General features: G+C 60.1%; 25 protein-coding genes and 1 tRNA gene. 20 read left to right on the top strand and 6 right to left on the bottom strand.

What is annotated here, in order from left to right:
• Positions 1 to 12: 12 nt before the first annotated feature.
• The 18 genes from AC1DXO_RS21245 (at position 13) to rplA (ending at position 19,207) form a co-directional block, all read left to right on the top strand.
• Entirely contained in the window at positions 13 to 1,659 is a 1,647-nt protein-coding gene (locus tag AC1DXO_RS21245) for an alpha-amylase family glycosyl hydrolase (protein ID WP_476980193.1), read from the top strand.
• A 533-nt stretch (positions 1,660 to 2,192) separates the two neighbouring features.
• Complete coding sequence (gene rpsL, locus AC1DXO_RS21250; RefSeq protein WP_006275291.1) at positions 2,193 to 2,564, top strand: 30S ribosomal protein S12; 372 nt, start codon at positions 2,193 to 2,195, stop codon at positions 2,562 to 2,564.
• 12 nt (positions 2,565 to 2,576) lie between these two features.
• Positions 2,577 to 3,050, top strand: a complete 474-nt coding sequence (gene rpsG / locus AC1DXO_RS21255; RefSeq protein ID WP_476980194.1) for a 30S ribosomal protein S7 — start codon at positions 2,577 to 2,579, stop codon at positions 3,048 to 3,050.
• Positions 3,051 to 3,215: 165 nt separating this feature from the next.
• Positions 3,216 to 5,294, top strand: coding sequence for an elongation factor G (fusA, locus tag AC1DXO_RS21260; RefSeq protein ID WP_476980195.1), 2,079 nt, complete (start codon positions 3,216 to 3,218; stop codon positions 5,292 to 5,294).
• A gap of 96 nt (positions 5,295 to 5,390) precedes the next feature.
• Positions 5,391 to 6,581 carry an elongation factor Tu gene (gene tuf, locus AC1DXO_RS21265; protein ID WP_476980196.1) on the top strand — a complete coding sequence of 397 codons (1,191 nt, stop codon included), beginning with the start codon at positions 5,391 to 5,393 and terminating at the stop codon, positions 6,579 to 6,581.
• A gap of 283 nt (positions 6,582 to 6,864) precedes the next feature.
• The gene (locus AC1DXO_RS21270) at positions 6,865 to 7,281 is read left to right on the top strand and encodes a hypothetical protein (RefSeq protein ID WP_476980197.1); all 417 of its coding nucleotides are present in this window, start codon (positions 6,865 to 6,867) and stop codon (positions 7,279 to 7,281) included.
• Positions 7,282 to 7,328: 47 nt separating this feature from the next.
• Entirely contained in the window at positions 7,329 to 7,679 is a 351-nt protein-coding gene (locus tag AC1DXO_RS21275) for a YbaN family protein (RefSeq protein WP_476980198.1), read from the top strand.
• A gap of 97 nt (positions 7,680 to 7,776) precedes the next feature.
• Positions 7,777 to 8,007 carry a putative signal transducing protein gene (locus AC1DXO_RS21280; RefSeq protein WP_476980199.1) on the top strand — a complete coding sequence of 77 codons (231 nt, stop codon included), beginning with the start codon at positions 7,777 to 7,779 and terminating at the stop codon, positions 8,005 to 8,007.
• 129 nt (positions 8,008 to 8,136) lie between these two features.
• A complete protein-coding gene (locus AC1DXO_RS21285) occupies positions 8,137 to 10,347 on the top strand; it encodes a S9 family peptidase (protein ID WP_476980200.1) in 2,211 nt (736 codons plus the stop codon).
• Positions 10,348 to 10,383: 36 nt separating this feature from the next.
• A complete protein-coding gene (locus AC1DXO_RS21290; RefSeq protein WP_476980201.1) occupies positions 10,384 to 11,535 on the top strand; it encodes a serine hydrolase domain-containing protein in 1,152 nt (383 codons plus the stop codon).
• Positions 11,536 to 11,990: 455 nt separating this feature from the next.
• Positions 11,991 to 12,860 carry a GIN domain-containing protein gene (locus tag AC1DXO_RS21295; protein WP_476980202.1) on the top strand — a complete coding sequence of 290 codons (870 nt, stop codon included), beginning with the start codon at positions 11,991 to 11,993 and terminating at the stop codon, positions 12,858 to 12,860.
• Positions 12,861 to 13,026: 166 nt separating this feature from the next.
• Complete coding sequence (locus tag AC1DXO_RS21300; protein ID WP_476980203.1) at positions 13,027 to 15,021, top strand: DUF3857 domain-containing protein; 1,995 nt, start codon at positions 13,027 to 13,029, stop codon at positions 15,019 to 15,021.
• A gap of 104 nt (positions 15,022 to 15,125) precedes the next feature.
• Complete coding sequence (locus AC1DXO_RS21305; RefSeq protein ID WP_476980204.1) at positions 15,126 to 16,325, top strand: endo-1,4-beta-xylanase; 1,200 nt, start codon at positions 15,126 to 15,128, stop codon at positions 16,323 to 16,325.
• Between the two features lie 194 nt (positions 16,326 to 16,519).
• Positions 16,520 to 16,595 (top strand) — tRNA-Trp (locus tag AC1DXO_RS21310).
• Positions 16,596 to 16,679: 84 nt separating this feature from the next.
• Positions 16,680 to 16,997: a preprotein translocase subunit SecE gene (secE, locus tag AC1DXO_RS21315; protein ID WP_476980205.1), complete on the top strand. Its 318-nt coding sequence runs from the start codon at positions 16,680 to 16,682 to the stop codon at positions 16,995 to 16,997.
• A 12-nt stretch (positions 16,998 to 17,009) separates the two neighbouring features.
• Positions 17,010 to 17,585 (top strand): transcription termination/antitermination protein NusG, encoded by a 576-nt coding sequence (gene nusG / locus AC1DXO_RS21320; protein ID WP_476980206.1) that lies wholly within the window; start codon positions 17,010 to 17,012, stop codon positions 17,583 to 17,585.
• 504 nt (positions 17,586 to 18,089) lie between these two features.
• Positions 18,090 to 18,518 (top strand): 50S ribosomal protein L11, encoded by a 429-nt coding sequence (rplK, locus tag AC1DXO_RS21325; RefSeq protein WP_476980207.1) that lies wholly within the window; start codon positions 18,090 to 18,092, stop codon positions 18,516 to 18,518.
• Positions 18,518 to 19,207: a 50S ribosomal protein L1 gene (gene rplA, locus AC1DXO_RS21330; RefSeq protein WP_476980208.1), complete on the top strand. Its 690-nt coding sequence runs from the start codon at positions 18,518 to 18,520 to the stop codon at positions 19,205 to 19,207. Before rplK ends, rplA begins: the two co-directional genes overlap by 1 nt.
• 186 nt (positions 19,208 to 19,393) lie before the next feature.
• Here rplA and AC1DXO_RS21335 read toward each other — a convergent pair whose 3' ends face one another.
• The 3 genes from AC1DXO_RS21335 to ftrA all read right to left on the bottom strand — a co-directional run bounded on the left by AC1DXO_RS21335 (position 19,394) and on the right by ftrA (position 21,742).
• The gene (locus AC1DXO_RS21335; protein WP_476980209.1) at positions 19,394 to 19,993 is read right to left on the bottom strand and encodes a MiaE family protein; all 600 of its coding nucleotides are present in this window, start codon (positions 19,991 to 19,993) and stop codon (positions 19,394 to 19,396) included.
• Between the two features lie 409 nt (positions 19,994 to 20,402).
• Positions 20,403 to 20,738, bottom strand: coding sequence for an antibiotic biosynthesis monooxygenase family protein (locus tag AC1DXO_RS21340; protein ID WP_476980210.1), 336 nt, complete (start codon positions 20,736 to 20,738; stop codon positions 20,403 to 20,405).
• The gene (gene ftrA, locus AC1DXO_RS21345; protein WP_476980211.1) at positions 20,735 to 21,742 is read right to left on the bottom strand and encodes a transcriptional regulator FtrA; all 1,008 of its coding nucleotides are present in this window, start codon (positions 21,740 to 21,742) and stop codon (positions 20,735 to 20,737) included. The genes AC1DXO_RS21340 and ftrA overlap by 4 nt, the downstream gene beginning before the upstream one ends.
• A gap of 88 nt (positions 21,743 to 21,830) precedes the next feature.
• On the opposite strand from ftrA, the gene AC1DXO_RS21350 reads away from it, so the two are divergent.
• Both AC1DXO_RS21350 and AC1DXO_RS21355 read left to right on the top strand, forming a co-directional pair.
• The gene (locus tag AC1DXO_RS21350; protein WP_476980212.1) at positions 21,831 to 22,241 is read left to right on the top strand and encodes a rhodanese-like domain-containing protein; all 411 of its coding nucleotides are present in this window, start codon (positions 21,831 to 21,833) and stop codon (positions 22,239 to 22,241) included.
• Entirely contained in the window at positions 22,241 to 22,477 is a 237-nt protein-coding gene (locus AC1DXO_RS21355; protein ID WP_476980213.1) for a DUF1272 domain-containing protein, read from the top strand. Before AC1DXO_RS21350 ends, AC1DXO_RS21355 begins: the two co-directional genes overlap by 1 nt.
• A gap of 685 nt (positions 22,478 to 23,162) precedes the next feature.
• Here the strand turns inward: AC1DXO_RS21355 and AC1DXO_RS21360 are convergent.
• The 3 genes from AC1DXO_RS21360 to AC1DXO_RS21370 are packed head-to-tail and all read right to left on the bottom strand — an operon-like array spanning position 23,163 to position 25,591.
• On the bottom strand, positions 23,163 to 23,654 hold the full coding sequence (locus AC1DXO_RS21360; RefSeq protein ID WP_476980214.1) for a GlcG/HbpS family heme-binding protein: 492 nt from the start codon (positions 23,652 to 23,654) through the stop codon (positions 23,163 to 23,165).
• Between the two features lie 55 nt (positions 23,655 to 23,709).
• A complete protein-coding gene (locus tag AC1DXO_RS21365) occupies positions 23,710 to 24,222 on the bottom strand; it encodes a hypothetical protein (protein ID WP_476980215.1) in 513 nt (170 codons plus the stop codon).
• Positions 24,223 to 24,232: 10 nt separating this feature from the next.
• The gene (locus tag AC1DXO_RS21370) at positions 24,233 to 25,591 is read right to left on the bottom strand and encodes a tetratricopeptide repeat protein (RefSeq protein WP_476980216.1); all 1,359 of its coding nucleotides are present in this window, start codon (positions 25,589 to 25,591) and stop codon (positions 24,233 to 24,235) included.
• Positions 25,592 to 26,029 lie beyond the last annotated feature (438 nt).

Below are 26,029 nucleotides of genomic sequence, written 5' to 3' on the forward strand. Positions count from 1 at the left end.
GGGAAGCCGATCATGACACTCAAGGCGTATATGCGCACACTAGCGCTTGTCTCGACCCTGGCCTTGACGGCCGGCATGGCCCATGCGGAGATCGACGTGTCGCATGTTACGGTCGATCAGAAAGCCAGCGCACTTCCGAAAGACTGGAACAAAGACGCCGCCTTCATGGAAATCTTCGTCCGCTCGTACAAGGATAGCGACGGCGACGGGATCGGGGATTTCAAGGGTTTGACCTCCCAACTCGACTATCTGCAAGACCTGGGCGTGACCGGAATCTGGCTGATGCCGATGATGCCCAGCCAGGACCACGACCACGGCTACGCGGTCAATGACTATCGCGCCGTTGATCCCGACTACGGCACCATGGCCGATTTCGATGAATTTTTGGCCGAGGCGCACAAGCGCGGCATAGGCGTCATTCTCGATTTTGTCTGTAATCACGCCGGCAGCGGCAACGCCATTTTCCGCGATGCGGCGACGTCGAAGACCAGTCCTTATCGCGACTGGTTCGTCTTCGCCGACAAGAATCCTGGCTGGTATAATGAAAAGATGCGTGGCGTCAGCGGCGCCTACTGGACCGATCCATGGAAGCCGGTTGGCAAGCAGGTTCAAGGCGGGCAGGGGCTCTATTACGCAGTCTTCTCCGATACCATGCCCGACTGGAACCTGAAAAATCCGGACGCGATGGTGTATCTTCAGGACAGTATGCGCTTCTGGATGAACAAGGGTGTCGACGGCTTCCGCCTGGATGCAGTGACTATGTTGCTTGAAAACGGCGCCAAGAGTTATTTCAACGATCCTGGAAATCCGGCCATCGTCAAGAAGCTGAAAGCTACGGTCGATCAGTTCGACAATCGCTACCTGATCTGCGAGGTTTCGGAAGGCGCCGAAAAGTACCTCGATGCCTGCAACGCCTTTGCCTATGGCGTCCAAGGTGCAGTTATCGAAAGCGCCAAAAAGGGCGCGGTCGAGGCAGCCGTCATCACCCAGCTTCAGCACCCCCGCGCCAGCCAGATGCCGTTGGCCCTGCAAAGCCATGACGCTTATGTCGGTGACCGTCTGATCAACCAGTTCGGCGTCAATGGCACGGCGGGATACAAGGTCGCCGCGGCGATCTCCATCCTGGCCTCCAGTACGCCGTTTTCCTATTATGGCGAGGAGGTCGGCATGAGCAATGGCGGGACCTATAACGATCCCGGCCTGCGCTCGCCGATGTCATGGACAGGGCAGGGGCGTACCGCCGGCTTCACGACGGGCAAACCATATCGCGCCGTGGCGATCAATGTCGCGTCGAACAATGTCGCCGACGAAGCGGGCGATCCTTCCAGCTTGCTGGAATATTACCGGGCGCTATACACTGTGCGCAAGGCGCATCCGGTGCTGGGGACAGGCGCGTTCAAGCTGCTGACTAAGGCCGGCGACCCGGTGCTGGCCTTCTCGCGTTCGGACGCTGGCGATACCGCGATCGTCGCCATCAATGTCTCGGATACGGTTCAGGATATCCGCCTTGATACGGGCACTGCCGGCACGGACTTCCACGAGGCGCTGATGATCGTTGGTGCTCCCTTGGCGCCGGCCCTGAAGAGCGATAACGCCGGGCAGATTCTGCTGCATCTGGAACCTAAGTCGGCCAAGGTGTTGAGCCGGACTGGTACCTGAGCGGCCGAGCTCGCCAGGCGCCGTCGGTATCAAGGGGCCTCTACCGAGGTTTCAACACAGATGTCGCAGATTGCACAGATGATTTGGCCGAAGCGGCCGCGCATAGCGCATCAATAACGCGATGAAGGGCGCTGCGCGCCGATAGCCATGCACATCAAATCATCTGTGCAATCTGTGTCATCTGTGTAACCCTATAACCATGTGTCCGCACGACGGTAGCAGCAGCGGCCATGAGGCCGTTCTACGGCTTAACCCTACAATCCCGTAAATAGTCGGCATTGACTGACTGTGGCGCCTTGACGCCTGTCCCCCCTTCCTCTATAGCCCGGCCATCATTTTCGAGGCGGTCCTCAAAAACCTTCCCGATCCATCATATGCAAGGGGCTGTGTCCCCGCCGTAACCTCCATAGCGCAGGTTGCGGCTTTTGTGTTTGTCTTGGTGACGGAGCGGGGACCTAGCCTCAAAACGGTAAAACCGCAACCGGAACCCTTCGGCCAAACGGCACAGGTTCCCCAGAGAGCACAGAGATCCTATGCCCACAGTCAACCAGCTTATCCGTAAGCCCCGTCAGCCGAAGCCAAAGCGCAACAAGGTACCCGCCCTTAAGGGTTGCCCGCAGCGCCGTGGCGTCTGCACCCGCGTCTACACGACGACCCCGAAGAAGCCGAACTCGGCTCTGCGTAAGGTCGCCAAGGTCCGTCTGACCTCGCAAATCGAAGCCGTGTGCTACATCCCGGGCGAAGGCCACAACCTGCAGGAACACAGCGTCGTGCTGATCCGCGGCGGCCGCGTCAAGGACCTTCCCGGCGTCCGTTACCACATCCTGCGCGGCGTGCTCGACACGCAAGGCGTCAAGAATCGCAAGCAGCGCCGTTCGCATTACGGCGCGAAGCGTCCTAAGTAAGGAGCAGATCATATGTCACGTCGTCACCGCGCAGAGAAGCGCGACGTCCTGCCGGACCCCAAGTTCGGTGATCTGGTCGTCACCAAGTTCATGAACTACGTCATGTACGAAGGCAAAAAGGCCGTTGCCGAAAACATCATCTATGGTGCTTTCGACATCCTGGTCGCGAAGAAGAAGGATTCGACCGCGATCGAAACCTTCCACGCTGCCCTTGACAACGTCGCCCCGTCGATCGAAGTGCGTTCGCGCCGCGTCGGTGGTGCGACCTATCAGGTCCCCGTCGAAGTCCGCCCGGACCGTCGTCGCGCCCTGGCCATCCGCTGGCTGGTCAACGCCGCCCGCAAGCGCGGCGAGAACACCATGACGGAAAAGCTGGCCGCCGAGCTGCTCGACGCCGCCAACAACCGCGGCACCGCCGTCAAGAAGCGTGAAGACACGCACAAGATGGCTGAAGCCAACCGCGCCTTCTCGCACTACCGTTGGTAGGGCGCCTGTGCTGGTAATTTCCAGCCCTGTTGCAGTCGCGAAAATATTGCTTTGAAGCGCGGGCGGTTTGAGCTAAACCGCCCGCGCTGCTTGCAACTGAAATCTGTTTTGCTCCTGCGCAACCGGCGTGGGGGCGATGTCCACGTAAGGTATTGAGGCTCTCCCATGCCCCGCACACACAAGATCGAAGACTACCGAAATTTCGGTATCATGGCGCACATCGACGCCGGTAAGACCACGACCACCGAGCGCATCCTGTATTATACGGGCAAGAGCCACAAGATCGGCGAAGTCCACGACGGCGCCGCCACCATGGACTGGATGGAGCAGGAGCAGGAACGTGGCATCACGATTACCTCGGCTGCCACCACCACCTTCTGGCTGGGCAAGCGCCTGAACATCATCGACACCCCGGGCCACGTTGACTTCACCATCGAAGTCGAACGCAACCTGCGCGTCCTCGACGGCGCGGTCGCCGTGCTCGACGGCAATGCCGGTGTCGAGCCGCAGACCGAAACCGTCTGGCGTCAGGCCGACAAGTACAAGGTGCCGCGCATCGTGTTCGTCAACAAGATGGACAAGATCGGCGCCGATTTCGATAAGTCGGTTCAGTCGATCCGCGATCGTCTGGGCGCCAAGGCTGTGCCGATCCAGTTTCCGATCGGTTCGGAAAACACGCTCAGCGGCCTCGTCGACCTGGTCCGCATGAAGGCCGTTATCTGGGATAACGATGCCCTGGGCGCCAACTACCGCGACGAAGAAATCCCCGCTGATCTGCTGGACAAGGCCAAGGAAGCCCGTCAGTACCTGATCGACAACTCGGTCGAACTCGACGACGAAGCCATGGAAGCCTATCTCGACGGCCAGGAGCCGTCGGAAGAAGTGCTGAAGAAGTGCATCCGTAAAGCCGTTCTGAACGCGGCCTTTTACCCGATCCTGTGCGGTTCGGCCTTCAAGAACAAGGGCGTTCAAACCCTGCTCGACGCCGTCGTCGACTACCTGCCGTCGCCGTCGGATGTTCCGCCGACCCACGGTATCGACTACAAGACCGAAGAAGACGTTGTCCGCAAGGCTTCGGACGATGAGCCTCTGTCGATGCTGGCCTTCAAGATCATGGACGACCCGTTCGTCGGCTCGCTGACCTTCTGCCGCCTCTATTCCGGCAAGCTGGAAACCGGCATGGGCCTGCTGAACACGACCCGTGAAAAGAAGGAACGCGTTGGCCGCATGTTGCTCATGCACTCCAACGACCGTCAGGACATCAAGGAAGCCTTTGCCGGCGACATCGTCGCCCTGGCTGGCCTCAAGGACACCCGTACGGGTGACACCCTGTGCGATCCGATGAAGTCGCCGGTTATCCTGGAACGCATGGAATTTCCGGCGCCGGTTATCGAAATCGCTGTCGAGCCCAAGTCGAAGGCCGACCAGGAAAAGCTGGGCGTTGCCCTTGCCAAGCTGGCGTCCGAAGATCCGTCCTTCACGGTTTCGACCGACCACGAGTCGGGCCAGACCATCCTGAAGGGCATGGGCGAACTGCACCTCGACATCAAGATCGACATCCTGAAGCGGACCTACAAGGTCGAAGCCAATATCGGCGCGCCGCAGGTTGCCTATCGTGAATCGATCACGCGCAAGTGCGACATCGACTACACCCACAAGAAGCAGACCGGTGGTACCGGCCAGTTCGCCCGTATCAAGCTGACGGTCGAGCCGGGCGAGCCCGGTTCGGGCTTCGTGTTCGAATCGGCCGTCGTCGGTGGTAACGTTCCGAAGGAATACATCCCCGGCGTCGTGAAGGGCCTCGAATCGTCCAAGGAAAACGGCCTGCTGGCCGGCTTCCCGCTGATCGACTTCAAGGTCACGCTGACGGACGGCGCCTACCACGACGTCGACTCCTCGGTCCTGGCCTTCGAAATCGCCGCTCGCGCCGCCTTCAAGGAACTGCGCGAAAAGGCCGGCCCGCGTCTGCTGGAACCGATCATGAAGGTCGAAGTCGTGTCGCCGGAAGAATATCTGGGTTCGGTCATCGGTGACCTCAACGGTCGCCGTGGCATGATCCAGGGTCAGGACATGCGCGGCAACGCCATCGTCGTCGACGCCTTCGTGCCTCTGGCCAACATGTTCGGTTATGTGAACACCCTGCGCGGTATGTCGCAAGGTCGCGCTCAGTTCTCCATGACCTATGACCACTACGAGCCCGTGCCGCAGCACGTCGCCGACGAAGTGATCAAGAAGTACGCCTAAAAATCCTGTTGGCCCGCAGCACAGACTGTGCTACGGGCCGCAACCCTTATAGATCAACCCCTAACCGAATGAAGGCCCGCCCTGCGGGAATGAGAAATGGCCAAGGAAAAATTCAACCGCAGCAAGCCTCACTGCAACATCGGCACCATTGGTCACGTTGACCATGGCAAGACGACCCTGACGGCGGCGATCACGATGACGCTGGCCAAGTCGGGCGGTGCGACGGCAAAGAAGTACGAAGACATCGACGCGGCGCCGGAAGAAAAGGCACGCGGCATCACGATCAACACGGCGCACGTCGAATATGAAACGGCGAACCGCCACTACGCCCACGTCGACTGCCCGGGCCACGCCGACTATGTGAAGAACATGATCACCGGYGCCGCGCARATGGAYGGCGCGATCCTGGTCGTTTCGGCCGCCGACGGCCCGATGCCGCAAACGCGCGAGCACATCCTGCTGGCYCGYCAGGTCGGCGTKCCGGCCYTGGTYGTCTACATGAACAAGGTCGACCTGGTCGACGACGAAGAACTGCTGGAACTGGTYGAAATGGAAGTGCGCGAGCTGCTTTCGTCYTACCAATTCCCCGGCGACGATATCCCCATCACCAAGGGCTCGGCCAAGGCCGCGACCGATGGCGTCAACCCGGAAATCGGYGAAAACTCGATCCTGGCCCTGATGGTCACGGTTGACGAATACATCCCGCAGCCGGAACGCCCGATCGACCTGCCGTTCCTGATGCCGGTCGAAGACGTGTTCTCGATCTCGGGCCGCGGCACCGTCGTCACCGGCCGTGTCGAACGCGGTATCGTGAAGGTCGGCGAAGAAGTCGAAATCGTCGGCATCCGTCCGGTYCARAAGACGACCTGCACGGGCGTCGAAATGTTCCGCAAGCTGCTGGACCAAGGTCAAGCTGGCGACAACGTCGGCGTGCTGCTGCGCGGCACCAAGCGTGAAGACGTCGARCGCGGCCAGGTTCTCTGCAAGCCYGGTTCGATCACGCCGCACACCAAGTTTGTGGCCGAAGCCTACATCCTGACCAAGGAAGAAGGCGGCCGTCACACCCCGTTCTTCACCAACTATCGTCCGCAATTCTACTTCCGCACCACCGACGTGACGGGCATCGTCCGTCTGAAGGAAGGCGTGGAAATGATCATGCCGGGCGACAACGCGGAACTGGACGTCGAACTGATCACCCCGATCGCCATGGAAGAAAAGCTGCGCTTCGCTATCCGTGAAGGTGGCCGCACGGTTGGTGCAGGTGTTGTCTCGAAAATCGTAGAGTAGGTTAAGGCGAGGGGGCCTCAGGCCCCCTCGACCCCCATAACGCGACGGTGTTGAACGCGCTTAAGCGACAACGAAGTATGCCTGTGAAAAAGACCCTCCGGCCCAAAAGGCCTGGAGGGTTTTTTCATAGGCGTATTTGTTTGTAACTTGACCCCGATCAGCGCTATCGAGTTTCGGGTCGAAGGGCCTGCGGCCCTTCACCTTACCTTACTTACCGGTCTTTAATTTGCCACGAATCCGCGCTGTGCTATAGTGGGCGGATAAGGGTTGTTGGGGAAGTCACATGAAGAAGCGGGCGTCGGGTGCGTTGATCGCCGCAGTGGGTCTTGGCCTGCTGCTGGGCGGGTGTGACCATATGTATGGCGGCATGGACAAGGGACTGGCCAACGTCGGCGCCGTCAAGCGTGGCGAAAACCTGTATGACGTCGTCTATATGGGTGATGACAAGGCGACCGGGGATTTTCGTCGCGACATGGCGCTGATGCAGTCCGCCCAGCTGTGCAAGGCGCAGGGCTATAAGTTTTTCAAGGCCAGCGACACCCAGGTCTATTCCAATCATGCGTCGCCAAAGACGCTGGCGGTCGGCGAAAATCCGCAGGTGACCTTGCAGGTATCCTGTCACAAGGAATTGGATGCTGACCTGGTTGACGATGTCGATACCGTCATCGACCGCATTTCAGCGCAATATACGGTCAACTGATACGCAATTGGTCGTGCGGCGGCCGATAATTCCGGTTATGCTGTTTCATGCGTTGGATTTTCATGCTTGGGGGATTGCTGTGTGTCGGGCTGGGTATCGCCGGCATGTTTCTGCCTGTCATGCCATCGACCGTCTTTTTTATCGTCGCAGCTGTCTGTTTTGCGCGGTCGAATCCAGCGTGGGAAGCCCGCATCATGAACCATCCGAAGATCGGGCCGCCGATCCGCGCCTTTCGTGACCGCGGCGCTATCGGCGTCAAGGCCAAGGTGGCTGCCATCACCGCCATGACGATCAGTTCGATCGTCTCCTTCCTGCTGATCAGCGGTCCGTGGCGTTATGCACCGGCGGCTGTCTGCGCGGCGTGCGCGGTGTTTATCTTGAGCCGGCCATCACAATGAAATCTACCTTCCGTATGACAGCGCCCGACCGGGCGCCGGCGATCGTTCGCCGCACCCGCGTAGGCGTTCGCCTTGCGAACTGCCGTGAGCGAAAAAAATGAAGGAACTCATTCGCGCCAACAATCCAGCCCTGATTTCGTTTGTCGAAGCCTTGCTGAAGGAGCTGGAGGTCAGCTATTTCGTGGCCGACCAGGCGATCAGTGCCGCCGAAGGCTCGATCGGCATGTTCCCCAAACGCGTCCTGGTCATACCGGAACATTTCGAAAAGGCGCGGCAACTGCTGATCGATGCCGGGCTGGAAGATGAATTGCGGCCGCTGAAACCGTGAAGCCATGAAATGTATCACCTGCAACGGCTTGACGACGCGTCGCACCGCGGTCTAGCGTCGCGGCTTCAAAATTAGGGGAGTGCGCCCGTGAAAATCCGTTTACCGCTGGTCCTGTTAGGGTCGATTCTGATGTCCACCACCATGATGACCCAACCGGTCTTCGCGCAGACCGTACCGGCTACGGCGCCAGTCCCTCTTACACCTGAACGCGTGTTCGCCGATCCGGACTTGTCGGGCCCCAAGGCGGTCGGCGCCAAGCTGTCGCCTGATGGCACCCTGCTGACCTGGCTGAAGCCCAAGACCGACAATGCCCTGGTCCAGGACCTGTGGGCCGTGTCGACCAAGGGCGGCGAGCCGTATCTGCTGATCGATTCCGACGCCCTGTCAGCGCCGGGCAAGGCCTTGTCGGAAGCGGAAAAGTCGCGCCGCGAACGCATGCGGGTCTCAGCGCGCGGCATCGTCGCCTATGACTGGGCCGGCAACAGCCAGTCGATCCTGGTGCCGCTGGATGGCGACATCTATATCGTCGACCGCACAACCAAGGCTGTCACGCGCGTGACTCAGACTGAAGGTGACGAGGTTGACGCCAAGCTGTCGCCGGCTGGCGACGCGGTCACCTATGTTCGCGACCAGACGCTCTATATTCGCGACCTGAAAAGCGGCGCCGAGACGGCTGTATCGCCTCAAGGGGCTGAGTTGATCACCTATGGCACAGCCGAGTTTATCGCTCAGGAAGAGCTGGATCGCTACACCGGCTACTGGTGGAACCCGAAGGGCGGCCAGATCGCCTACCAGAAGACCGACGAAAGCCCGGTCAAGGTGGCGGAACGCGTCGAGATCGGCGGCGAGGGCGTCAATATCGTCCAGCAGCGCTATCCCTTTGCCGGGACACCCAACGCCGTGGTTGAGCTCTATATCAAGAGCCTGAGCGGCGGCGATGCGGTCAAGGTCGATCTCGGGCACGGCGATTTTTACCTGGCGCGCGTCGACTGGGCCAAGGATGGCAAGACGCTCTACGTCCAGCGCCTGAGCCGCGACCAGAAGACGCTCGACCTGTTGAAGGTCGACCCTGCGACCGGCGCGGCGTCGGTTCTGCTGGCTGAGACGTCGGACACCTGGGTAGAGCTGAGCCTGGACTTCCGTGTGCTGGCGGATGGAGGCTTTATCTGGTCGTCGGAGCGCGATGGCAATAAGCATTTTTACCTCTACGGCGCCGATGGCAAGCTGGTCCGCCAGGTGACGCATGGCGACTGGCCGGTCGACAAACTGGACGATGTCAACGAAACGACCGGCGAGCTGTATTTCGAGGCTTCGAAGGATACGCCGCTGGAACACGGCCTGTACAAGGTCAGCTACAAGACGCCAGTTGAACCGGTGGCACTGACCACTGCCGGCGGCTGGTGGACAGCGACCGTATCGGGCGGAGGCAAGGCGTTTATCGGCAACTATTCCGACCCCCAAACGCCACCGCAGACAGCCTTGTACGACGGTACGGGCAAGCGCCTGCGCTGGATCGAGGAGAACAGGCTGGATGCCGGCCATCCCTACGCCGCCTATAAGGATGAATATAGCGCGCCGGAATTCGGCACGCTGAAATCATCGGACGGCCAGACCCTTTACTGGTCGATGCTGAAGCCGGTCGGTTTCGATCCGGCGAAGAAATATCCGGTGATCGTATCGATCTATGGCGGCCCAGCCAGCGCCCTGGTCAAGAAGACCTGGGTAAAGCCGGCCGACCAGTTGTTCCAGCAAGCGGGCTATATCGTCTTTACGCTCGACAACCGCGGCACGCCCGGTCGCTCGGTCAAGTTCAGCCGTGCCATCTACAAGCAGTTCGGCGGGCCCGATATCGACGATCAGATCCTGGGCGCCAACTGGCTGAAGACCCAGCCCTATGTCGATGGCGACCATATCGGGATCATGGGTTGGTCGCAGGGCGGCTTCGTCACCATGATGGCCATAACGGCCAAGGATACGCCATTTGCCGCCGGCGCGGCCGGTGCGCCGCCGACCCAGTGGGCTCTGTACGATACGGCCTATACCGAACGTTACATGTCGACGCCGCAGAACAACCCCGACGGCTATAGCGCGTCGGACGTGCTGAACCGGATCGACAATCTGAAGCCGGGTTCGCTGCTGCTGATGCACGGCATGGCCGACGACAATGTCCAATTGTCCAACACGACGCGCGTCATGCTGGCCCTGCAGAAGAAGTCGGTGCCCTTCGAATTGATGCTGTATCCGGGCGAAAGGCATGGCGTACGCGGCAATGACAAGAATTTGCAGAAGTACCGCCTCTTTCTCGACTTCTTTGACCGTAAGTTGAAGCCCCACGGCTAGGAGCGAATCTCCGGGCCATCAGGCGGGGAGACGACTATGCGGCTTGTAATCGGTGCGATCCTGGCGGGAAGCCTGCTGACGGGCATGGCCCAGGCCGGTGACTACAAGCCGGTTCGTTGCTCGGCCGCTAAACCCTATGCGGGTGCGGCTCAAATGGCGCCGGATGTCACCGGGGCCTTTGGCGTGCCGGCGACCCCGGACAGCGACCTGGACACCGTGACGCAACAGCGCCTGATCGAGGGGCTGCACAAGGCCATGGCGGCGACCCATGCCGGCGCGATGACGGCAGCGGTCGCGGTACCCGGCAAGGGACGGTGGCAAAACGCTGTCACAACCGATGGCGTGGCGACCGACAAGCTGTTCTTCTGGGCCAGTGCCGGCAAGACCCTGACGGCGATTGCTGTGCTGCAACTGGTCGAGGAAGGCAAGCTGTCCCTCGTTGATCCGGTTTCAAAGTGGATCAACGGTGTGCCCAATGGCGATGTCATAACGGTAGGGCAGGTGCTGGACCATACCAGCGGCCTGTTCAGCGCCAATGAAGACCTGGTCTTTCGCAAGTCGCCGCATCGCATGGGGCTGGACGAAGAGGTGAGTATCCTCGACCGCCATGGCGCCATGTTCTGTCCGGGTGAAAACTGGCGCTACAGCAATTCCGGATATGCGCTGTTGGGGGTGATCCTCGAAAAGGTCGAAGGCAAGCCCTATGACCGCATCGTGACGGAGCGGGTGATTGACAAGCTGGGTTTGAAACATATGCGCATGGTGACGCCGGATGACGGTTTGAGCGATGTTATGCCGCTCGTGTCACAGACAGCCGAGGTTGCGATTGATCCGCGCCAGCCGGGCGCTGCCGGCGGAGTAGTAGCGATGGCTGCGGATATGGTCGTCCTGTGGCAGACGCTGCTGGATGGTGGTTTGCTGAAGCCTGAAACGGTGAGGGGGCAGTTCCGGGCCTTGTACCCGATGTTCAGCCGGCCGCAATTCTACGGCCAGGGTGTGATGGTCTATGCCCTTCCTGTCACGCCTGGCGAGGCGCCGGCGACCTGGGTCGGTCACAGCGGCGGCGCACCGGGCGTCAAGGCGGTCGTCGCCTATTCTTTGAAGGACAAGGCGTTTGTCGCTGTTGCTATGACGGGGGATGGCTCGGCGGAAGCCACGGCGGCCTTGCTGCTGCGGCAGTTGCAGTAGGCTAGCGGCGCAGCCCCTTTGTGTTGCGTACAGCACATTTACTGTATGTTGTTTCCTGGGCTGCTCTTCTATCCACCTCTTCCCGTCGCTTTACGGGGAGAGGGTGGCGAGCTTGCGAGCCGGGTGAGGGGCATTCTAGAGATGGCAACCCGCACTTATGGCGGTAGAAAGTCGTGCCAAAACTTTCCTTATGCGAAGCCAAGAGCTCGAATTTCCAGGCTCGTGCAGACCATTTCGACCGTGGAATTTGCCCCTCACCCGGCGCTTCGCGCCACCCTCTCCCCGTAAAGCGACGGGAAGAGGTGGACTAAGAACCGCACTGTTATCAAGCAATCCCCTATACAGTCGAGCATTCACCGTCGAGTGTTGGGTCCAGGGCCCGAGGCCCTCGTTACAAATGCTTCATGACATCCTTTTAAGTTGCCACAATGCGGCCTCAAAGCCAGAATGCGGTCATGGCTCCTCGTTGGAGCGCCTCACAGGAAACCATGACCATGAAGATGTTTACGCTTATGTCCGCCGTCTCCGTACTGGCCCTTGGCGTCGCCGGCGGCGCCCAGGCAGCCACTGAAGTCGAATTGAAGGATATCGCCGCCAAGGTGGTGGTGACCCCGGAAAATCGCAGCGATGTCGAGCTGAAAGTCGTCTATGGCACGGCCAAGCTGCCGGTCATCATGGTGCGCACCGAAGGCAATACGTTTATCGCCGATGGTAAGTTGAAGCATCGCGGGCTGGACTGCAAGACCGGCAGCGCGGTCAATGTTTCGGGTGTTGGCCTGGTCGGCAATGCCGATTTGCCGACCATCTATATCAAGGTGCCGATGGACGCCCGGGTATCGGCCGGCGGCGCGACCTTCGGCACCATGGGATCGTCGACACACCTGGAATTCAATCACGGCGGCTGCGGCAGCTGGACGGTCGGCAATGTGACGAACGACGCCGAGGTCAATATCGGCGGATCGGGCGACGTCACCATGGGCAGTGCCGCGGACGCCCAGGTCAATATCGGCGGGGCCGGCAATTTCAAGGCGACGACGGTGAAGAAGCTGGAAGCCAATATCGGTGGCAATGGCGATATCGCGGTGGACCGTGTCGACGGCGACACCTCGATCAATATCGGCGGCTCGGGCAATGTGGTGATCACGGATGGCTCGGCGCCCAACCTGGACGTCAATATCGCGGGTTCCGGCGACGTCCGGTTCGGTGGTGAAGCGCACGACGTGTCGATCAGCATTGTCGGCTCGGGCGATGTCCGTATCAAGAAGGTCACCGGCCAGGTCGACCGCAGCATCATGGGCTCGGGCAATGTCCTGATTGGGCAGTGATTTAAGCGGTTTTTACACAATGAGCGCGCCGGTGAGAGCCGGCGCGCTTTTTCGCGCAAACTGCAAATCGCCGCCGACGTGTTGCCCGTTGACATCTTCCAAGCCGTGAAAGCTTATGTTAACGATTAAAGGCTGCCAGAAGGGGTGGCCCAACAAGGGGGCGTGCGTGTTCGAGGAAGAAGTCAGGCGGCATATACATTTTGCACCGGCGCCCGCCTGGGTGAAGGAAGTGCCGTTCGCGCGGCCGCAACTGCTTGACCAGTCAAAGGCGCCGTGGGGCCTTTATACCTGGCTGGTCGACGACCAGGCCCGGCTGGATACGCGTCCGCACCGCTACAACCGGACCATCGAGGAAGTCGTCAATCTGTCGGCGCTCGACTACCTGGCCAATGTCACCCTGCCGTTCAATCCCTATTTTGACGACCTGACCATCCACCATATCCGCATTCTGCGCGGCGATGAGGTGATCGAGGTCGATGTCGGCAAGCGCTATTTCGTCATGCGCCGCGAACGCAGCTTCGAGCGCCTGGTGCTGGACGGCCGCTGGACCTTCGCCATTACGCTGCCCGATGTGCGCGTCGGCGATATTATCGACACGGCCCTGACCCTGACGGGCGATCCGGCCTGTTTCCAGGGCGAAATCACCATGCCGATGCCGCTGCAAAGCGCCATCTATTGGGACAAGCGCCACGTCCGGCTGCTGGTTCCACCCGAGCGCAAGCTGAATATGAAGCCGTTCCCGTTGGGCTGGATTCCGCCCAAGGTGACCAAGCTCGAGGACGGCTACAGCGAAATCCTGTTCGAGGACGAGCACGTCTACGAATGTGACTATGAGCGCGATATGCCGGGTTGGGTCATTCCGGCGCGCGGCTTTTTCGCCAGCTCGATCGACAGCTGGGCCCGCGTTGGTGACCTGATGCGCGCCGGCTTCGAAGGCGATCACGACTATCCGCAGGGGCTTTTGGACGTCATCGCCAAGATCGAGGCGGAACATGCCGCTGTGCCGGATCGCATCGTTGCCGCCGTCCGCTGGGTGCAGGAAAATATTCGCTATTTCGCGTTTTCGTTCGGCGAGGGCGGCTTCGTGCCGCGCAGCCTGACGGCGATTTATGGCGACCGCATCGGCGACTGCAAGGACGTGTCGAAGATGATCGCCGCCATGCTGACCAAGATGGGGGTCGAGTCCTATCCGGCCCTGGTCGACACGCGGCGTGGCCACGACCTGAACAACCAGCCGCCACGGCTTGGTGCGTTCAACCACTGCATTTCCATGTGCTACTACAATGACCGGATCTACTGGTTTGAGGGGACGTCGTCGGTCGCCCAGGGCGGCGATCTGGACCATATGGCGCAGAACGACCTCGGCTATTCGCTGATCCTCAAGCCCGACACCGACCTGGTCCGCATGATGGACAAGGCGCCGATGCTCGACTACGAGGTCCGCGAGGTCATCCACCTGCCCAAGAAGAAGGGCGAAGAGACCCTGATCGAGATCGACTATATCTACCGTGGTGCGCGGGCCGACGGTGTGCGGCGCGAGCTGCGCTACCAGAGCCTCAGTTCCTACGTCGAAGATCGCTGCGCCCTGTTCAGCTATATTTACGGCATGAACATGTGCGCCATCCCGCAGATGATCGATGACCGCCGCCTGAATGAAATCACCATCAATACTCTGGTGACGACGAAGGACCCTTGGCATTATGTGTCGGGGCAGAAGGTATTTTTCAGCCCGGAATCGGGCTTCGACTACGTGCTGGAAGACCCGGACGGACGGCGGCGATTCCCGTTCGACCTGGGTGACGTGCGTGAGGGGCGGATCACCACCCTGATCAAGACCGATTACAAGCTGGACTGGCCGACCAAGCCCAGGACGTGGAATTTCGGCGGTCTTGTACTGAATTTTACGGGACGCCAGACGGCGCAGGGTTTCGAGGCTGTGCGCGATTACAGCGTCAGCCGAACCTGGCTGTCGGCCGATGAAAAGGCGGCGCTCGACCGGGCGCATGACGAGGTCTCGAACTATGACCGTCTGAAGGTCAGCGTGCCGGGACGCAAGATCGCTACCTGGCTGCCCAGCTTTATCGCCCGTGTCTCGGTCTGGGCCGGGGTGCCGGCGGTTGCGGCGATCATCTGGTTTATCGTGACGCAACTGATCAAATAGCCACACTGCCTGGCGGATATCGCGGTTATGGTAGCGCTACCTTGACAGGTTCTAAAAAGCTGGTCAGGAGTCGTTTCAACGATAAAAATGCCAGGGAAGATACCATGAAGATCAAGACCCATCTCGATCGCCGCGCGTTGCTGTTTACGGCCGGCGCGTCCAGTCTGCTCGCTGCGTGCGGCGGCGGTGGGGGAGGTGGCTCTGGCGGCGGAGGCGGGGGATCATCGTCGAGCAGTTCTTCCAGTTCCTCGTCAACTCTGCCCGATCCGGCGACGGCGCCGGCGCTGAAAACCCACTTCGCCGGCAAGTTCAAGGTCGGCATGGCGGTCGATCCGGGCCTGACCAGCCAGGCCCTGACCCATGCCATCCTGGTCAAGCACGCCAATTCGATCACTGCCGAAAGCGTGATGAAGGCCAATCCGATAGGGGTTTCCGCCGGCGTCTACAACTATACCCTGGCTGATGCCCTGATCACCTACGCCCAGGCCAATGGCATCGATGTGCGCGGTCATGCGCTGGTATGGCACCAGACCTCGCCATCGTGGTTCTTCGATGGCGACCAAAGCGACATGACGGCCTATCGCGCCCTGGTCCGCGCGCGCCTCGAAACCTACATCACTGACGTGGTGACGCATTTCAAGGGCAAGGTCTATTGCTGGGATGTGGTCAATGAAGTGACCAGCGACGATGGCGGCTCGACCTATCGCAATTCGCCCTGGTATCAGCTTTTCGGGCCTGACTATATCGAATACGCCTTCCGCGCCGCGCGGGCCGCCGACGCTACGGTCAAGCTGTTCATCAACGACTATGGCACCGAAGACCCCGGCAAGCGCAGCCGGCTGATGACCATCGTCCAGGACCTGATCACCAAGGGCGTGCCGATCGACGGGGTTGGCCATCAGATGCACATCAATACCGGCTATCCGAGCGTGGCGGCGGTTGAAGCGACATTGAGCGATGTCGAGGCCAAGGGGCTGATCAACCACATTACGGAAATGGACGTCTCGCTGTACAGCGATCCGGGCAGTTGCTTCGGTACGCCGCCGACGGGCTGCGTGGCGGAGGCGACGGGCGCGGCCCTGACGACAGCGTTGCGTAATCAGGCGCTGCAGTATCGCGCTCTATTCACGGTCTTCGCGGCCCATGCCAGCGTCCAGTCGGTCACCATGTGGGGCGTGGCCGACAACCACACATGGCTGGATAGCTTCCCGGTGGCGCGCAAGAACTATCCCTTGTTGTTCGACACCTCAGGGAATCCAAAATCGGCCTTCTGGGCGGTGTCGGATCCGACTTTCGTCGTATAATTCCAAGCCATATCATGGCTTGGCAAGGGCAAGCGCCCGTCGCGCACGTTTGCGCGAGCCATGCGGCGCTTGAGCTGAAACACTTTTCCCCAGGCGGGTTGCAAAAAATTAGCTGGGCCCTGTTGCCCTTTGGTGCCGGCACTGGTACATCGCACGGCTCAATTCCCGAAGGACTCACGGTCCGGCAGGAACATAGGGGTATAGCTCAGCTGGTAGAGCGTCGGTCTCCAAAACCGAAGGTCGTGGGTTCGAACCCCTCTGCCCCTGCCATCCATTCCCGATGAGGCTTGAAAATTCGTTTTCGAGCCTCATTTCTGTTGTTCGCAACAACGGATAGAAGACAGGCTTAACACGGTGAAAAAACCAGAGGTCAAGACAAAGACGGCTGAAGCCCCTCGCGGCAACGCGGCAGGCAAGGGCACGGCCATCGGCAAGATCGAACCGGTCAAGGCGGCCGCAGCGCCGGCGGCGCCGAAAAAGCCCTTCAACATCGTGAAATTCTTCACGGAAGTCCGTCAGGAAGCGCGCAAGATCACCTGGACGTCGCGCAAGGAAACGTGGATCACCACGGTCATGGTCATGATCATGGTCGTTCTGGCCGCTTTATTCTTCTTCGTTACCGACGCCATTCTCGGCTGGGGTTCCAGCCTGCTTACCAAAATCGGCCAATAAGGACGCATTCGCATGGCACATCCGGCCCAGGACGTCACCGCTCCGGTCTCCAATCCGAACCACAAGTGGTACATAGTCCACGCCTATTCCAACTTCGAGAAGAAGGTCGCCGAAGCTCTGCGCGACCAGGCCAAGTCGCAGGGCCTGGAAGACAAGTTCTCGGAAATCCTGGTCCCGACCGAAGAGGTCGTTGAGGTTCGCCGCGGCCGCAAGTTCAATTCCGAGCGCAAGTTCTTCCCGGGTTATGTCCTGGTGAAGATGGAGCTTTCGGACGAAGCCTACCACCTGGTCAAGAACACACCGAAGGTCACGGGCTTCCTGGGGTCGGGCTCCAAGCCCATGCCGGTGTCGGAAAAAGAAGTTCAGCGCATCGTCGGTAATGTCGACGCGGCGGTCGAGCGTCCCAAGCCCGTCCTGGCCTTCGATATCGGCGAGAAGGTCAAGATCACCTCGGGTCACTTTGCCTCGTTCGACGGTGTTGTCGAAAGCTCCGATCCGGAACACGCCCGTCTGCGCGTGTCGGTGTCGATCTTCGGTCGCGCCACGCCGGTCGATCTGGAATATAGTCAGGTCGAGAAGACAGCCTGATTTCAGGTCTATCAAGTTTGCAAAGCGCTTCGGAGAGATCCGGAGCGCTTTTTGCTGCGTGGGCGGCATGACTTATTGTGCAATGTTTTGAAATTACAGCAATTTTCAACGCGGAAAGCGCTGAAAAGTCGGAAAGACGCGGAAATTTTCTACCGCGCGAAGCGCATTCCCCGCATCAATCCTGCCACCATCTGGATTGAACGCCCTTCGGGCACGAACCTAACCGCCTTCGCCATTTTCCGCGTCTTTCCGACTTTTCAGCGCTTTCCGCGTTGAAAATAGCTGTAAAATAAGGATTGTCGCCGAAATGGTAGCCGAACACGGACACGATCGTCGAGGCGACACGCTCACACAACCGCCCGATAATGGAAAATCCCTTGCCAGAAAAGACATTGTCGGCTATAGCGCCCGCTCTTCGTCTTCGGACGTCGATAAATCCGTGGGAGGAGAGATCCGCACCACGGCTCACAACGTCCCTCTAAACCGGGACTTCAGGAGATATCAATGGCTAAGAAAATCCTGGGCTATATCAAGCTCCAGGTGAAGGCCGGCTCTGCCACGCCTTCGCCCCCCATCGGTCCTGCACTGGGCCAGCGCGGCGTCAACATCATGGGTTTCTGTAAGGAATTCAACGCCCGTACCGAAAACGTCGAAAAAGGCACGCCCCTGCCGACCATCATCACGGTCTATCAGGACAAGTCCTTTACCTTCGTCACCAAAACCCCGCCGGCAACCTTCTTCATCAAGCAGACCCTGGGTCTGAAGTCGGGCTCCAAGCTGCCGGGCCGCGACTCCGCCGGTCAGATCACGCGCCAGCAACTGCGCGATATCGCCGAAAAGAAGATGAAGGATTTGAGCGCCCACGACCTGGACCAGGCTTCGAAGATCATCGAAGGTTCGGCGCGCTCCATGGGCCTGAGGATTGTTGACTGATGAGCAAGACCGCAAAACGTATCAAGGCCTGGAACACCGATTCCACCAAGGTCTACCCGCTGACCGAAGCGTTGAACGCCGTGAAGGCCAACGCCAAGGCCAAGTTCGACGAATCCGTCGAAATCGCCATCAATCTGGGTGTTGACCCGCGTCACGCCGACCAACAGGTCCGTGGTGTCGTCAATCTCCCGTCCGGCACCGGCAAGCACGTTCGCGTCGCCGTGTTCGCTAAGGACAAGAAGGCTGAAGAAGCTCTCGCCGCCGGCGCTGAAGTCGTTGGCGCCGAAGACCTGGTCGAAAAGATCCAGGGCGGCTTCATGGACTTCGACCGCGTCATCGCGTCTCCGGACATGATGGCCCTGGTCGGTCGCCTCGGTAAGGTGTTGGGCCCGCGCGGCCTGATGCCGAACCCGAAGGTCGGTACTGTCACCCCGAACGTCGCCCAGGCCGTCAAGGACGCCAAGGGCGGTGCGGTCGAGTTCCGTGTCGAAAAGGCCGGTATCGTCCATGTCGGCGTCGGCAAGGTAAGCTTCACGACCGAAGCGCTGGAACTGAACGTCAAGGCTCTGGTCGATGCGCTGGTTAAGGCGCGTCCGTCCGGCGCCAAGGGGCTCTATGTCAAGAAGATCGCTTTGTCTTCGACCATGGGACCGGGCATCAAGGTCGACACAGCCTCCACCTCGGCCTAAGCCACGCTGACGGGCTGCAAACCGTCATCCAGCTGCGATACGGTGCTCACGTACTTGAGTACGCTCCGCTCCGTTTCTCGCTGGCTAACGGTTTTCGCCGCATCATCGCGGCTTAGGGGCCGGCGATGTAAGAATAAGTAAGAAAGCCGTCCGGTTCGCCGGGCGGCTTTTTTATTAGGCCATTTTCTATTGGGGTGGGCCGCTGTGGAAGCGGAATTCGCTGTCGGGATCTGCAACCAGGGCCTGCTCGATCGGGCGGATGGCCTCGATGCGACGCGCGATGTCGCCGGCGTCGCCATACAGATGCGCCAGCTTGAGATAGCCCTGGTAGTGGCGGGCCTCGGTACGCAGCAGGCTTGAATAGAACTTCCCAAGTTCGTCGTCGAGATGCGGCGCAATGGCGGCGAAACGCTCGCACGACCGCGCCTCGATAAAGGCGCTGATCACCAGGATATCGGTCAGCATACCGGGTTCATTTCGGCGGACGTGGCCACGCAGGCCCACGGCGTAACGGGCGGCGGATATAGGTCGAAGAGCGACGCCGCGTTTCTTGATAAACTTCATCACCTGTTCGTGGTGAGCCAGCTCCTCACGCGCCAGGCGCGCCATGGCAATGACCAGAGCCTCGCGCTCCTGGTACTTGGCCATGAGATTGATGGCGTTGCTGGCGGCCTTGTACTCGCAATTCTTGTGGTCGAGCAGCATCAGGTCCTGGTTGGCCAGGGCGGCCTCGATCCAGCCTTGCGGTGTGGTTGTACCGAGAAAACTGTGGATATCGCTTAACATGTCATCGCTGTGCCAAACGCGGCCGGTAAAATCAAGTGCGGATCACGGATATTACAACCGTGACAGTATCTGGTGAAATAAAATGCAAATGATACAATTTGAAAGGTGTTTTTCCAGCGGTGGAATCCTCTCGCCGCTACATTACTGCTAATTAATTCGACTTTTGTGCCATTCTGCATCATTCTGAACCTACGGAATTCACAGTGTCAAAATATATGCTTCGCTATACGCGTGTGGCTTTGGTTATACGTGTTCCAATAAGTATAATTTGATACGGTTACTGCGTTTACAGGTTTATCTGAGTGAACTTCCTTCTCCGGGTTGCCGCAGCTCAGGTAATAAGGGGGAAGATGTAGGCGCGTCTTCCCCCGTTTCTATTATTGGCCCCATTTTTATAATTCGGCACTTTTCACGTTTTCAAAAAGCCGTAGTCACGTTCGACCCGGGCAATACGCGTAATATAGCGTTCGTACCAATGCTCGCGGCCCTGCTTCTGCGCCGTCATATGGTCGCCGACCCTTTTCCACGCCAGAATACTGGCTTCATCGGCCCAGTAGGAGTTGGTGATGCCGAAGCCTGATGCGTCGCGCACGCTTTCAACGCCGAGATAGCCAGGCTGTTGGGCGGCCATCTGCACCATCAGCTCGGCCATCTCGCCATAACCGCTATCATCCTCCGTCGTGCGCTGGTTGCTGAAGGTGACAATATAGTAGGGTGGGGCAGGGGTATCGGCGAAACGGCTCATGCAGGAATATGGGCTCCGGGACTGGAGGCGGTGGAAAAGCGGCTGAAGGTCTGGCGATAGGCCGTCGGCGTCGTGTTCAGGTGCTCACGGAAATGGTGCCGCAGATTGGTCGTCGTGCCAAAACCGGTGCGCTCCGCGATGCGTTCGACACTGATGTCGCTGGCTTCGAGATGATCGCGTGCTTCGTTCAGCCGCACGCGCAGCAGCCACTTGGCCGGTGTCGTGCCGGTGGCTTCGCTGAACCGACGCAAGAAGGTGCGTTCGCTCATTCCCGCCCGGCGCGCCAGGTCGGGAATGCGGTGCTCCTTGTCGAGATTTTCACGCATGAAGTCGAGCAGCGGTCCCAGGCGCTTGCTTTCATAGTCGGTCGGCACAGCCCGTTCGATATATTGCGCCTGGCCGCCGTCGCGGTGGGGCGGAATGACGAGGCGCCGCGCCACCTTGTTGGCGGCTTCGGGGCCGAAATCACGCCGGATCAGGTGCAGGCAGAGGTCGATGCCGGCGGCGCTGCCGGCCGAGGTCATGACCTGTCCCTCGTCTATATAGAGGACATCCGGCACGATCTCGATGTCGGGATAATGCAGCCGCATATGGTCGGTATATTGCCAGTGGGTGGTGGCGCGCCGCCCCTTTAGCAGGCCGGCCGCCGCCAGGACGATGGCGCCCGAACAGATGGTCAGGATGCGCGCACCGCGGTTATGGGCGCGAACCAGCAGGTCGATCAGCTTCTGCGGCACAGGCTGCCGGATCGGCCAGCCGGGAATGATCACCGTGCCGGCATCTTCGATAGTTTCGAGCGGATAGGGCGCCTCGATCATCAGGCCCGCTGTAGTGCGGGCCGGGCCATCTTCGAAGCGGGCGACCTGGAATTTGTACCAGTCGGGTCCCATCTCCGGACGTTCGAGCCCGAACAGCTCGACGGCAATGCTGAATTCGAACAGCGGCATGCCGTCGAAGGCAATGGCGCAGACCTTGCGATTGGGGCGTGGAGACATGTTTGGCATAATGCTTACCATAGCTGTCAATTGCGCCATCTACAAGAGCAAAAGCTTTTCCGGCAAGCTATTTTCACGACATGAAAAGGAGTTTCCCATGACCGCCACCCGCTCTTACGTCACTGCCTATCCCGCCGCCGCACCCGAAGATGTCATCAGGGTGTATGAGGCCAGGCTGGCGATGGAAACTGACTGCGCCGACGTCCAGGACGCCTTGGCCTCGGGCGATCCGGATTTTGTGCTTCTGCATGCCGTGGGTTCGCCCGAGGCCTTTGCGCGCCGTCATGTGCCGGGCGCCATCCACCTGCCGCATCGCCAGATATCCCAGGAGCTCATGGCGCGGTGGCCGAATGATACACTGTTTGTCGTCTATTGCGCAGGGCCGCATTGCAACGGCGCGGACCAGGCGGCGCTGAAACTGGCCAGGCTGGGCCGCAAGGTCAAGGTGATGATCGGCGGCCTGACGGGCTGGGCCGATGAGGGTTTCGCCTTTGCGGGCGCGGCGTGATGCTGGATCTGCGCCCCAACTGCGAATGTTGTGACGCCGACCTGCCGCCGGCGGCGCAGGCGCTCATATGCACCTTCGAATGCACCTTTTGTCCGGATTGTGCCGACAAGCTGCAGGGTACCTGTCCGAACTGCGGCGGCAACCTGGTGGCACGACCGGTCAGGCCCGCCGAAAAGCTGGTCAAATATCCGGCCTCGACACAGCGCGTCCTTCGCGCTGAACCGTGCGACACATAACGTAGTCCGACGGCGGAAATGACTGATCTTTCGCGTGACGAGCCATCATGTTCACACGTCACTTGATTCAAACCTCAATCAGCCAGTCCTCCACCGTAGCGAAGCGTTACGGGGGAGCGGGGCGCCCCGTGGCGTGTCGCCGCTTGTCGGCGACGGAGGGGGCTTCTGCACTTCAACGGGCGCCGCTATATGCCCCTCCGCCGCCTTTGGCGGCACCTCCCCCGCAAGCGGCTAGGGTATGCACATATCTGCTTGGTTTGAGTGACTGAACGACCGAAGGCCCCCACCACCACCCTTCGCCAAAGCTGCGCTACGCTTCGCAATCACCCTTCGCCAAAGCTGCGCTACGCTTCGCAATGTCTCGGGCGGTCCCCCCGCCCCGCTCACGGGGCGGTATAAGTATTTGTTTTTCTTATACAACACCGCCACGCGGGGGAGGTGGCGCGGCGCTCGCGCGTCTTCGGCGCGTAAGCCGTGACGGTGGGGGGCCTTAGCTACTGCGTAAACATGGCTCCGGATTTTAGCGTCGAAGCCCTGACATCTCACACCAAAATCTTACTGAGTTTACTTGCCTTTTTGAGATGTGTGAATCGCCTAGCCGCAAGCGGTGGAGGACTGAATTTGTTTGGCTTAACTTCGAACACTCAAGGAAATTTGTGAAACGCAACACGCTCGGCGCGCGGTATTACTTCGCGACCGCCGCCACGCCGACGCGGGCGACCTGACCGTCCTGGACGGCCATGGCGCCGGATACGCCGATGGCGCCGACCGTCTGGCCGTCGATCACCAGCAATTCGCCGCCTTCCAACGCCATGGCGCCGGTGAAGATAGAGTTGAGATTGCCGTCCTTGACCGCCTGCTGGAACATCACAGTCGGGCGGCGGAAGGTCGCGGCCGTCACGGCCTTTTTCAAGGCGACGTCGAGGGAACCGTATTGGGTGCCGTCCATTTTTTCGCTCAACACCACGGCGCCATTGGGCTCGACGACGGTGATGACCATCGACCAGCCATTCTTGCGGGCTTCGGCTTCCGCGGCGGCGACCGCCACCTTCGCTTCGGCCAGGGTGACATTGCGGCCATAGGGCGGATAGACGACAGGCGGTGCTGATGTCGTGGTTTGCGCCATGACCGGCGTTGCGAAGGTTAGTACGGCGGCAAACAGGACTGCGATCTTCATGGTATCCTCCGGTTATGCGATGGATTTACCATGCCTGTCTGGCGAAACCAAATCTCTATCCCGCCGGTGTCAGATCCTTGGCGCAGGTCTTGAGCAGATTGGCCGTAAAGGCCTTTTGGTGCATATCGAACGTCCCGAGCGTTCGGCCGTCGAAGGTCACGGTGGCGATCTGGCCCTTTGCCAGCAGATCCATGGCCTCGGAGGCGGTACCTGGGCCATCGCCGGCGAGCCACATGCCGAAAACGCCCTGTTTCTCGTTGTCGACAATGCTACCGATCGACGTCGTGGTCGAACCGACGTCCGCATAGGTCACGGTCACGGTGTGGTTGGAATTGTTCGGATCCTGCCCGTCGATGATGTCCCAGCGATCCTTGATGACGCCGGTGCCCAGCATGCCATTGTTGAGCAGGATAAAGGCAAGGGTCAGGCCGTCGGAGCGCGGATAATCGACACGGCACATGCTTGTGCTGGGAGAATATTGGAAGGCGTAGGTCACGGGCTCTTCGGCCGAGGCTGGGCCGGCGAGGGCAAGGAGGGTTGCGGCAAGGGCCAAATATTTCAAGGTCATGGATGGATCCTCAGCAGTAGGGATTGGAGCTCGAGCACACCGTCGTCGAGCCCGAATAGTAGTTGATGGCGTTGTTCCAGTTGCTGTCATCCATGACGTCCGACACGCTGCGACCGCCCGATGACATGGTGGTATAGTTGCTGCTGGAATAGCTGTAGGCGCCGTTGCGAATAGCTGCATCCCAGGCGTCCATGGCTTGCTCCCAGGCACTTCTCTGGCGATTGGCCCAGGCTTCCTGATCGGCCTGCCGGCGAGCGTTTTCCTGGCGGATCGGTTCGGCCTGCATGGAACGCAGGATAGCGGCGGCCATCTCGTCGCCGCGACTGGCGGCGATGGCCATATAGTGCATGCCCTTGTCCTGGTCGACGTCAACGCCGTCTCCGTACCAGTAGGCCATGCCGACCCAGATCGCCGCCTGGACGTGCCCGACGCTAGCGGCATTCTCGAACAGGATAAAGCCGTCCTCTCGCCGTGGCTCGTCGAAAACGCCGGGCAAGCCGTAGTACATCCAGCCACCGAGCAGCCATTCGGCATCCTCACTGCCTTCCTGGGTGAGGCGATAGACGGCCTTGGCGCCTTCCAGCGCGTTGCCGTTATTGACCGCACTTTCCGAGGCGACCAGTTGCTGAGCGACGGTCATGGAGGGATCGATCGACGGAGCCCGTGAACGGACATAGGCGTCGCCCGCCAGGATATCGCGCGACTTCTGGCAGGATTCGGCGTCACCCAGACGGCAGGCCTTGTCGTACAGCGCGATGGCGACTGAGGTATCAGCATTCAGGCCATTGCCGATTTCATAGGACAAGGCCAGCTCGGCACAGCCGCCGGCATTGTCGAGATCGCAACCGCGCCGTTCGTAATACAGGCCTTCTGTCATGGTCGTGGTCGCGTCGGACTTGCCGCGCAGACCGAGTTTGCCCAGCCATACACAGGCGCCGGAGTCGCCATAGCGGCAGGTGGCGTCGAGATATTGCTCACCCTTGTTGATCTGTGCCTTGTCGCTGCTATAGGTCAGGTAGGTGCCATATTGCGTGCACGCCCGGTCGCGTCCGGCGCCCTGGGCCTGTTCACAGCCCTTGCGGGCAAAGGCTGTGGCGCTGGCGCGGTCCTTAGTAACGCCGCCACGCCCGTCTTCATACGCATCGGCCAGCCCGGCGCATCCCCAGGCCTGTGTTGCGTCGCAGGCGGCTTTGAAGAGCGGTATGGCTGTGGCCTGGGACGCGGCGTCTCCGCTATTGTAAAACAGGTCCTGCGCCTTTTGGCGGCCGCTGTCGTCGGCGCCGGCGGCCGCTACCGGCCTGGCCGCAACGCAAGCCAGACAGGTCATCACGATGATGGCCGAAGTCACCAGTCCTGCAAACCGTCCCATGCCTGCCCCCTGTTTGTCCTTTATAAAGTCGAAGGGTCTCGCAAAGCCTTCCCTTGCGCAACCCCCTGTTCGGGGGTAGGTGGATTACAAATACTGTCATGTTACGCGGTGTAGGGCATTTACAGCACTTGATTTCCCGCGATTTTGCCTGTAAAGGGCTCGCTCCGGCGTGGAGGGTGGTCCCCATCCTTCACTCCGTTCTGTCAGAGACCTTCGGGGATCAGGGGCCACCTGATCCATAATGTGCGGGAGCCCCCGCAGGCCGAATTTAGACGGGACGCGACACGCCTACCAAGATTTCATCATTTCCTTAAATGCGGAAGTGTGTGGTTTCCTTGTGGTGAAAGCTTCTCCTCTCGACAGCCATTTTTGACGTTTCCAGGATATCGGAAGCGCTGAAAGTGTTCCTACGTTTCCGGCGGGCTGTCTGCCGGGAGC

Source organism: Asticcacaulis sp. P2_C5 (genome assembly GCF_056404555.1).

Excerpts from the sequence above, each read along its gene's own strand:
- AC1DXO_RS21270 (WP_476980197.1), top strand. The coding sequence starts at position 6,865 with ATGAAGAAGCGGGCGTCGGGTGCGTTGATCGCCGCAGTGGGTCTTGGC.
- ftrA (WP_476980211.1), bottom strand. The coding sequence starts at position 21,742 with ATGCCAAACATGTCTCCACGCCCCAATCGCAAGGTCTGCGCCATTGCC.
- rplA (WP_476980208.1), top strand. The coding sequence starts at position 18,518 with ATGAGCAAGACCGCAAAACGTATCAAGGCCTGGAACACCGATTCCACC.
- nusG (WP_476980206.1), top strand. The coding sequence starts at position 17,010 with ATGGCACATCCGGCCCAGGACGTCACCGCTCCGGTCTCCAATCCGAAC.
- AC1DXO_RS21350 (WP_476980212.1), top strand. The coding sequence starts at position 21,831 with ATGACCGCCACCCGCTCTTACGTCACTGCCTATCCCGCCGCCGCACCC.
- AC1DXO_RS21365 (WP_476980215.1), bottom strand. The coding sequence starts at position 24,222 with ATGACCTTGAAATATTTGGCCCTTGCCGCAACCCTCCTTGCCCTCGCC.
- AC1DXO_RS21355 (WP_476980213.1), top strand. The coding sequence starts at position 22,241 with ATGCTGGATCTGCGCCCCAACTGCGAATGTTGTGACGCCGACCTGCCG.
- AC1DXO_RS21245 (WP_476980193.1), top strand. The coding sequence starts at position 13 with ATGACACTCAAGGCGTATATGCGCACACTAGCGCTTGTCTCGACCCTG.
- fusA (WP_476980195.1), top strand. The coding sequence starts at position 3,216 with ATGCCCCGCACACACAAGATCGAAGACTACCGAAATTTCGGTATCATG.
- rpsL (WP_006275291.1), top strand. The coding sequence starts at position 2,193 with ATGCCCACAGTCAACCAGCTTATCCGTAAGCCCCGTCAGCCGAAGCCA.
- AC1DXO_RS21340 (WP_476980210.1), bottom strand. The coding sequence starts at position 20,738 with ATGAGCCGTTTCGCCGATACCCCTGCCCCACCCTACTATATTGTCACC.
- AC1DXO_RS21370 (WP_476980216.1), bottom strand. The coding sequence starts at position 25,591 with ATGGGACGGTTTGCAGGACTGGTGACTTCGGCCATCATCGTGATGACC.
- AC1DXO_RS21285 (WP_476980200.1), top strand. The coding sequence starts at position 8,137 with ATGTCCACCACCATGATGACCCAACCGGTCTTCGCGCAGACCGTACCG.
- AC1DXO_RS21290 (WP_476980201.1), top strand. The coding sequence starts at position 10,384 with ATGCGGCTTGTAATCGGTGCGATCCTGGCGGGAAGCCTGCTGACGGGC.
- AC1DXO_RS21295 (WP_476980202.1), top strand. The coding sequence starts at position 11,991 with ATGGCTCCTCGTTGGAGCGCCTCACAGGAAACCATGACCATGAAGATG.
- AC1DXO_RS21305 (WP_476980204.1), top strand. The coding sequence starts at position 15,126 with ATGAAGATCAAGACCCATCTCGATCGCCGCGCGTTGCTGTTTACGGCC.
- rpsG (WP_476980194.1), top strand. The coding sequence starts at position 2,577 with ATGTCACGTCGTCACCGCGCAGAGAAGCGCGACGTCCTGCCGGACCCC.
- AC1DXO_RS21335 (WP_476980209.1), bottom strand. The coding sequence starts at position 19,993 with ATGTTAAGCGATATCCACAGTTTTCTCGGTACAACCACACCGCAAGGC.
- AC1DXO_RS21280 (WP_476980199.1), top strand. The coding sequence starts at position 7,777 with ATGAAGGAACTCATTCGCGCCAACAATCCAGCCCTGATTTCGTTTGTC.
- AC1DXO_RS21360 (WP_476980214.1), bottom strand. The coding sequence starts at position 23,654 with ATGAAGATCGCAGTCCTGTTTGCCGCCGTACTAACCTTCGCAACGCCG.
- rplK (WP_476980207.1), top strand. The coding sequence starts at position 18,090 with ATGGCTAAGAAAATCCTGGGCTATATCAAGCTCCAGGTGAAGGCCGGC.
- AC1DXO_RS21275 (WP_476980198.1), top strand. The coding sequence starts at position 7,329 with ATGCGTTGGATTTTCATGCTTGGGGGATTGCTGTGTGTCGGGCTGGGT.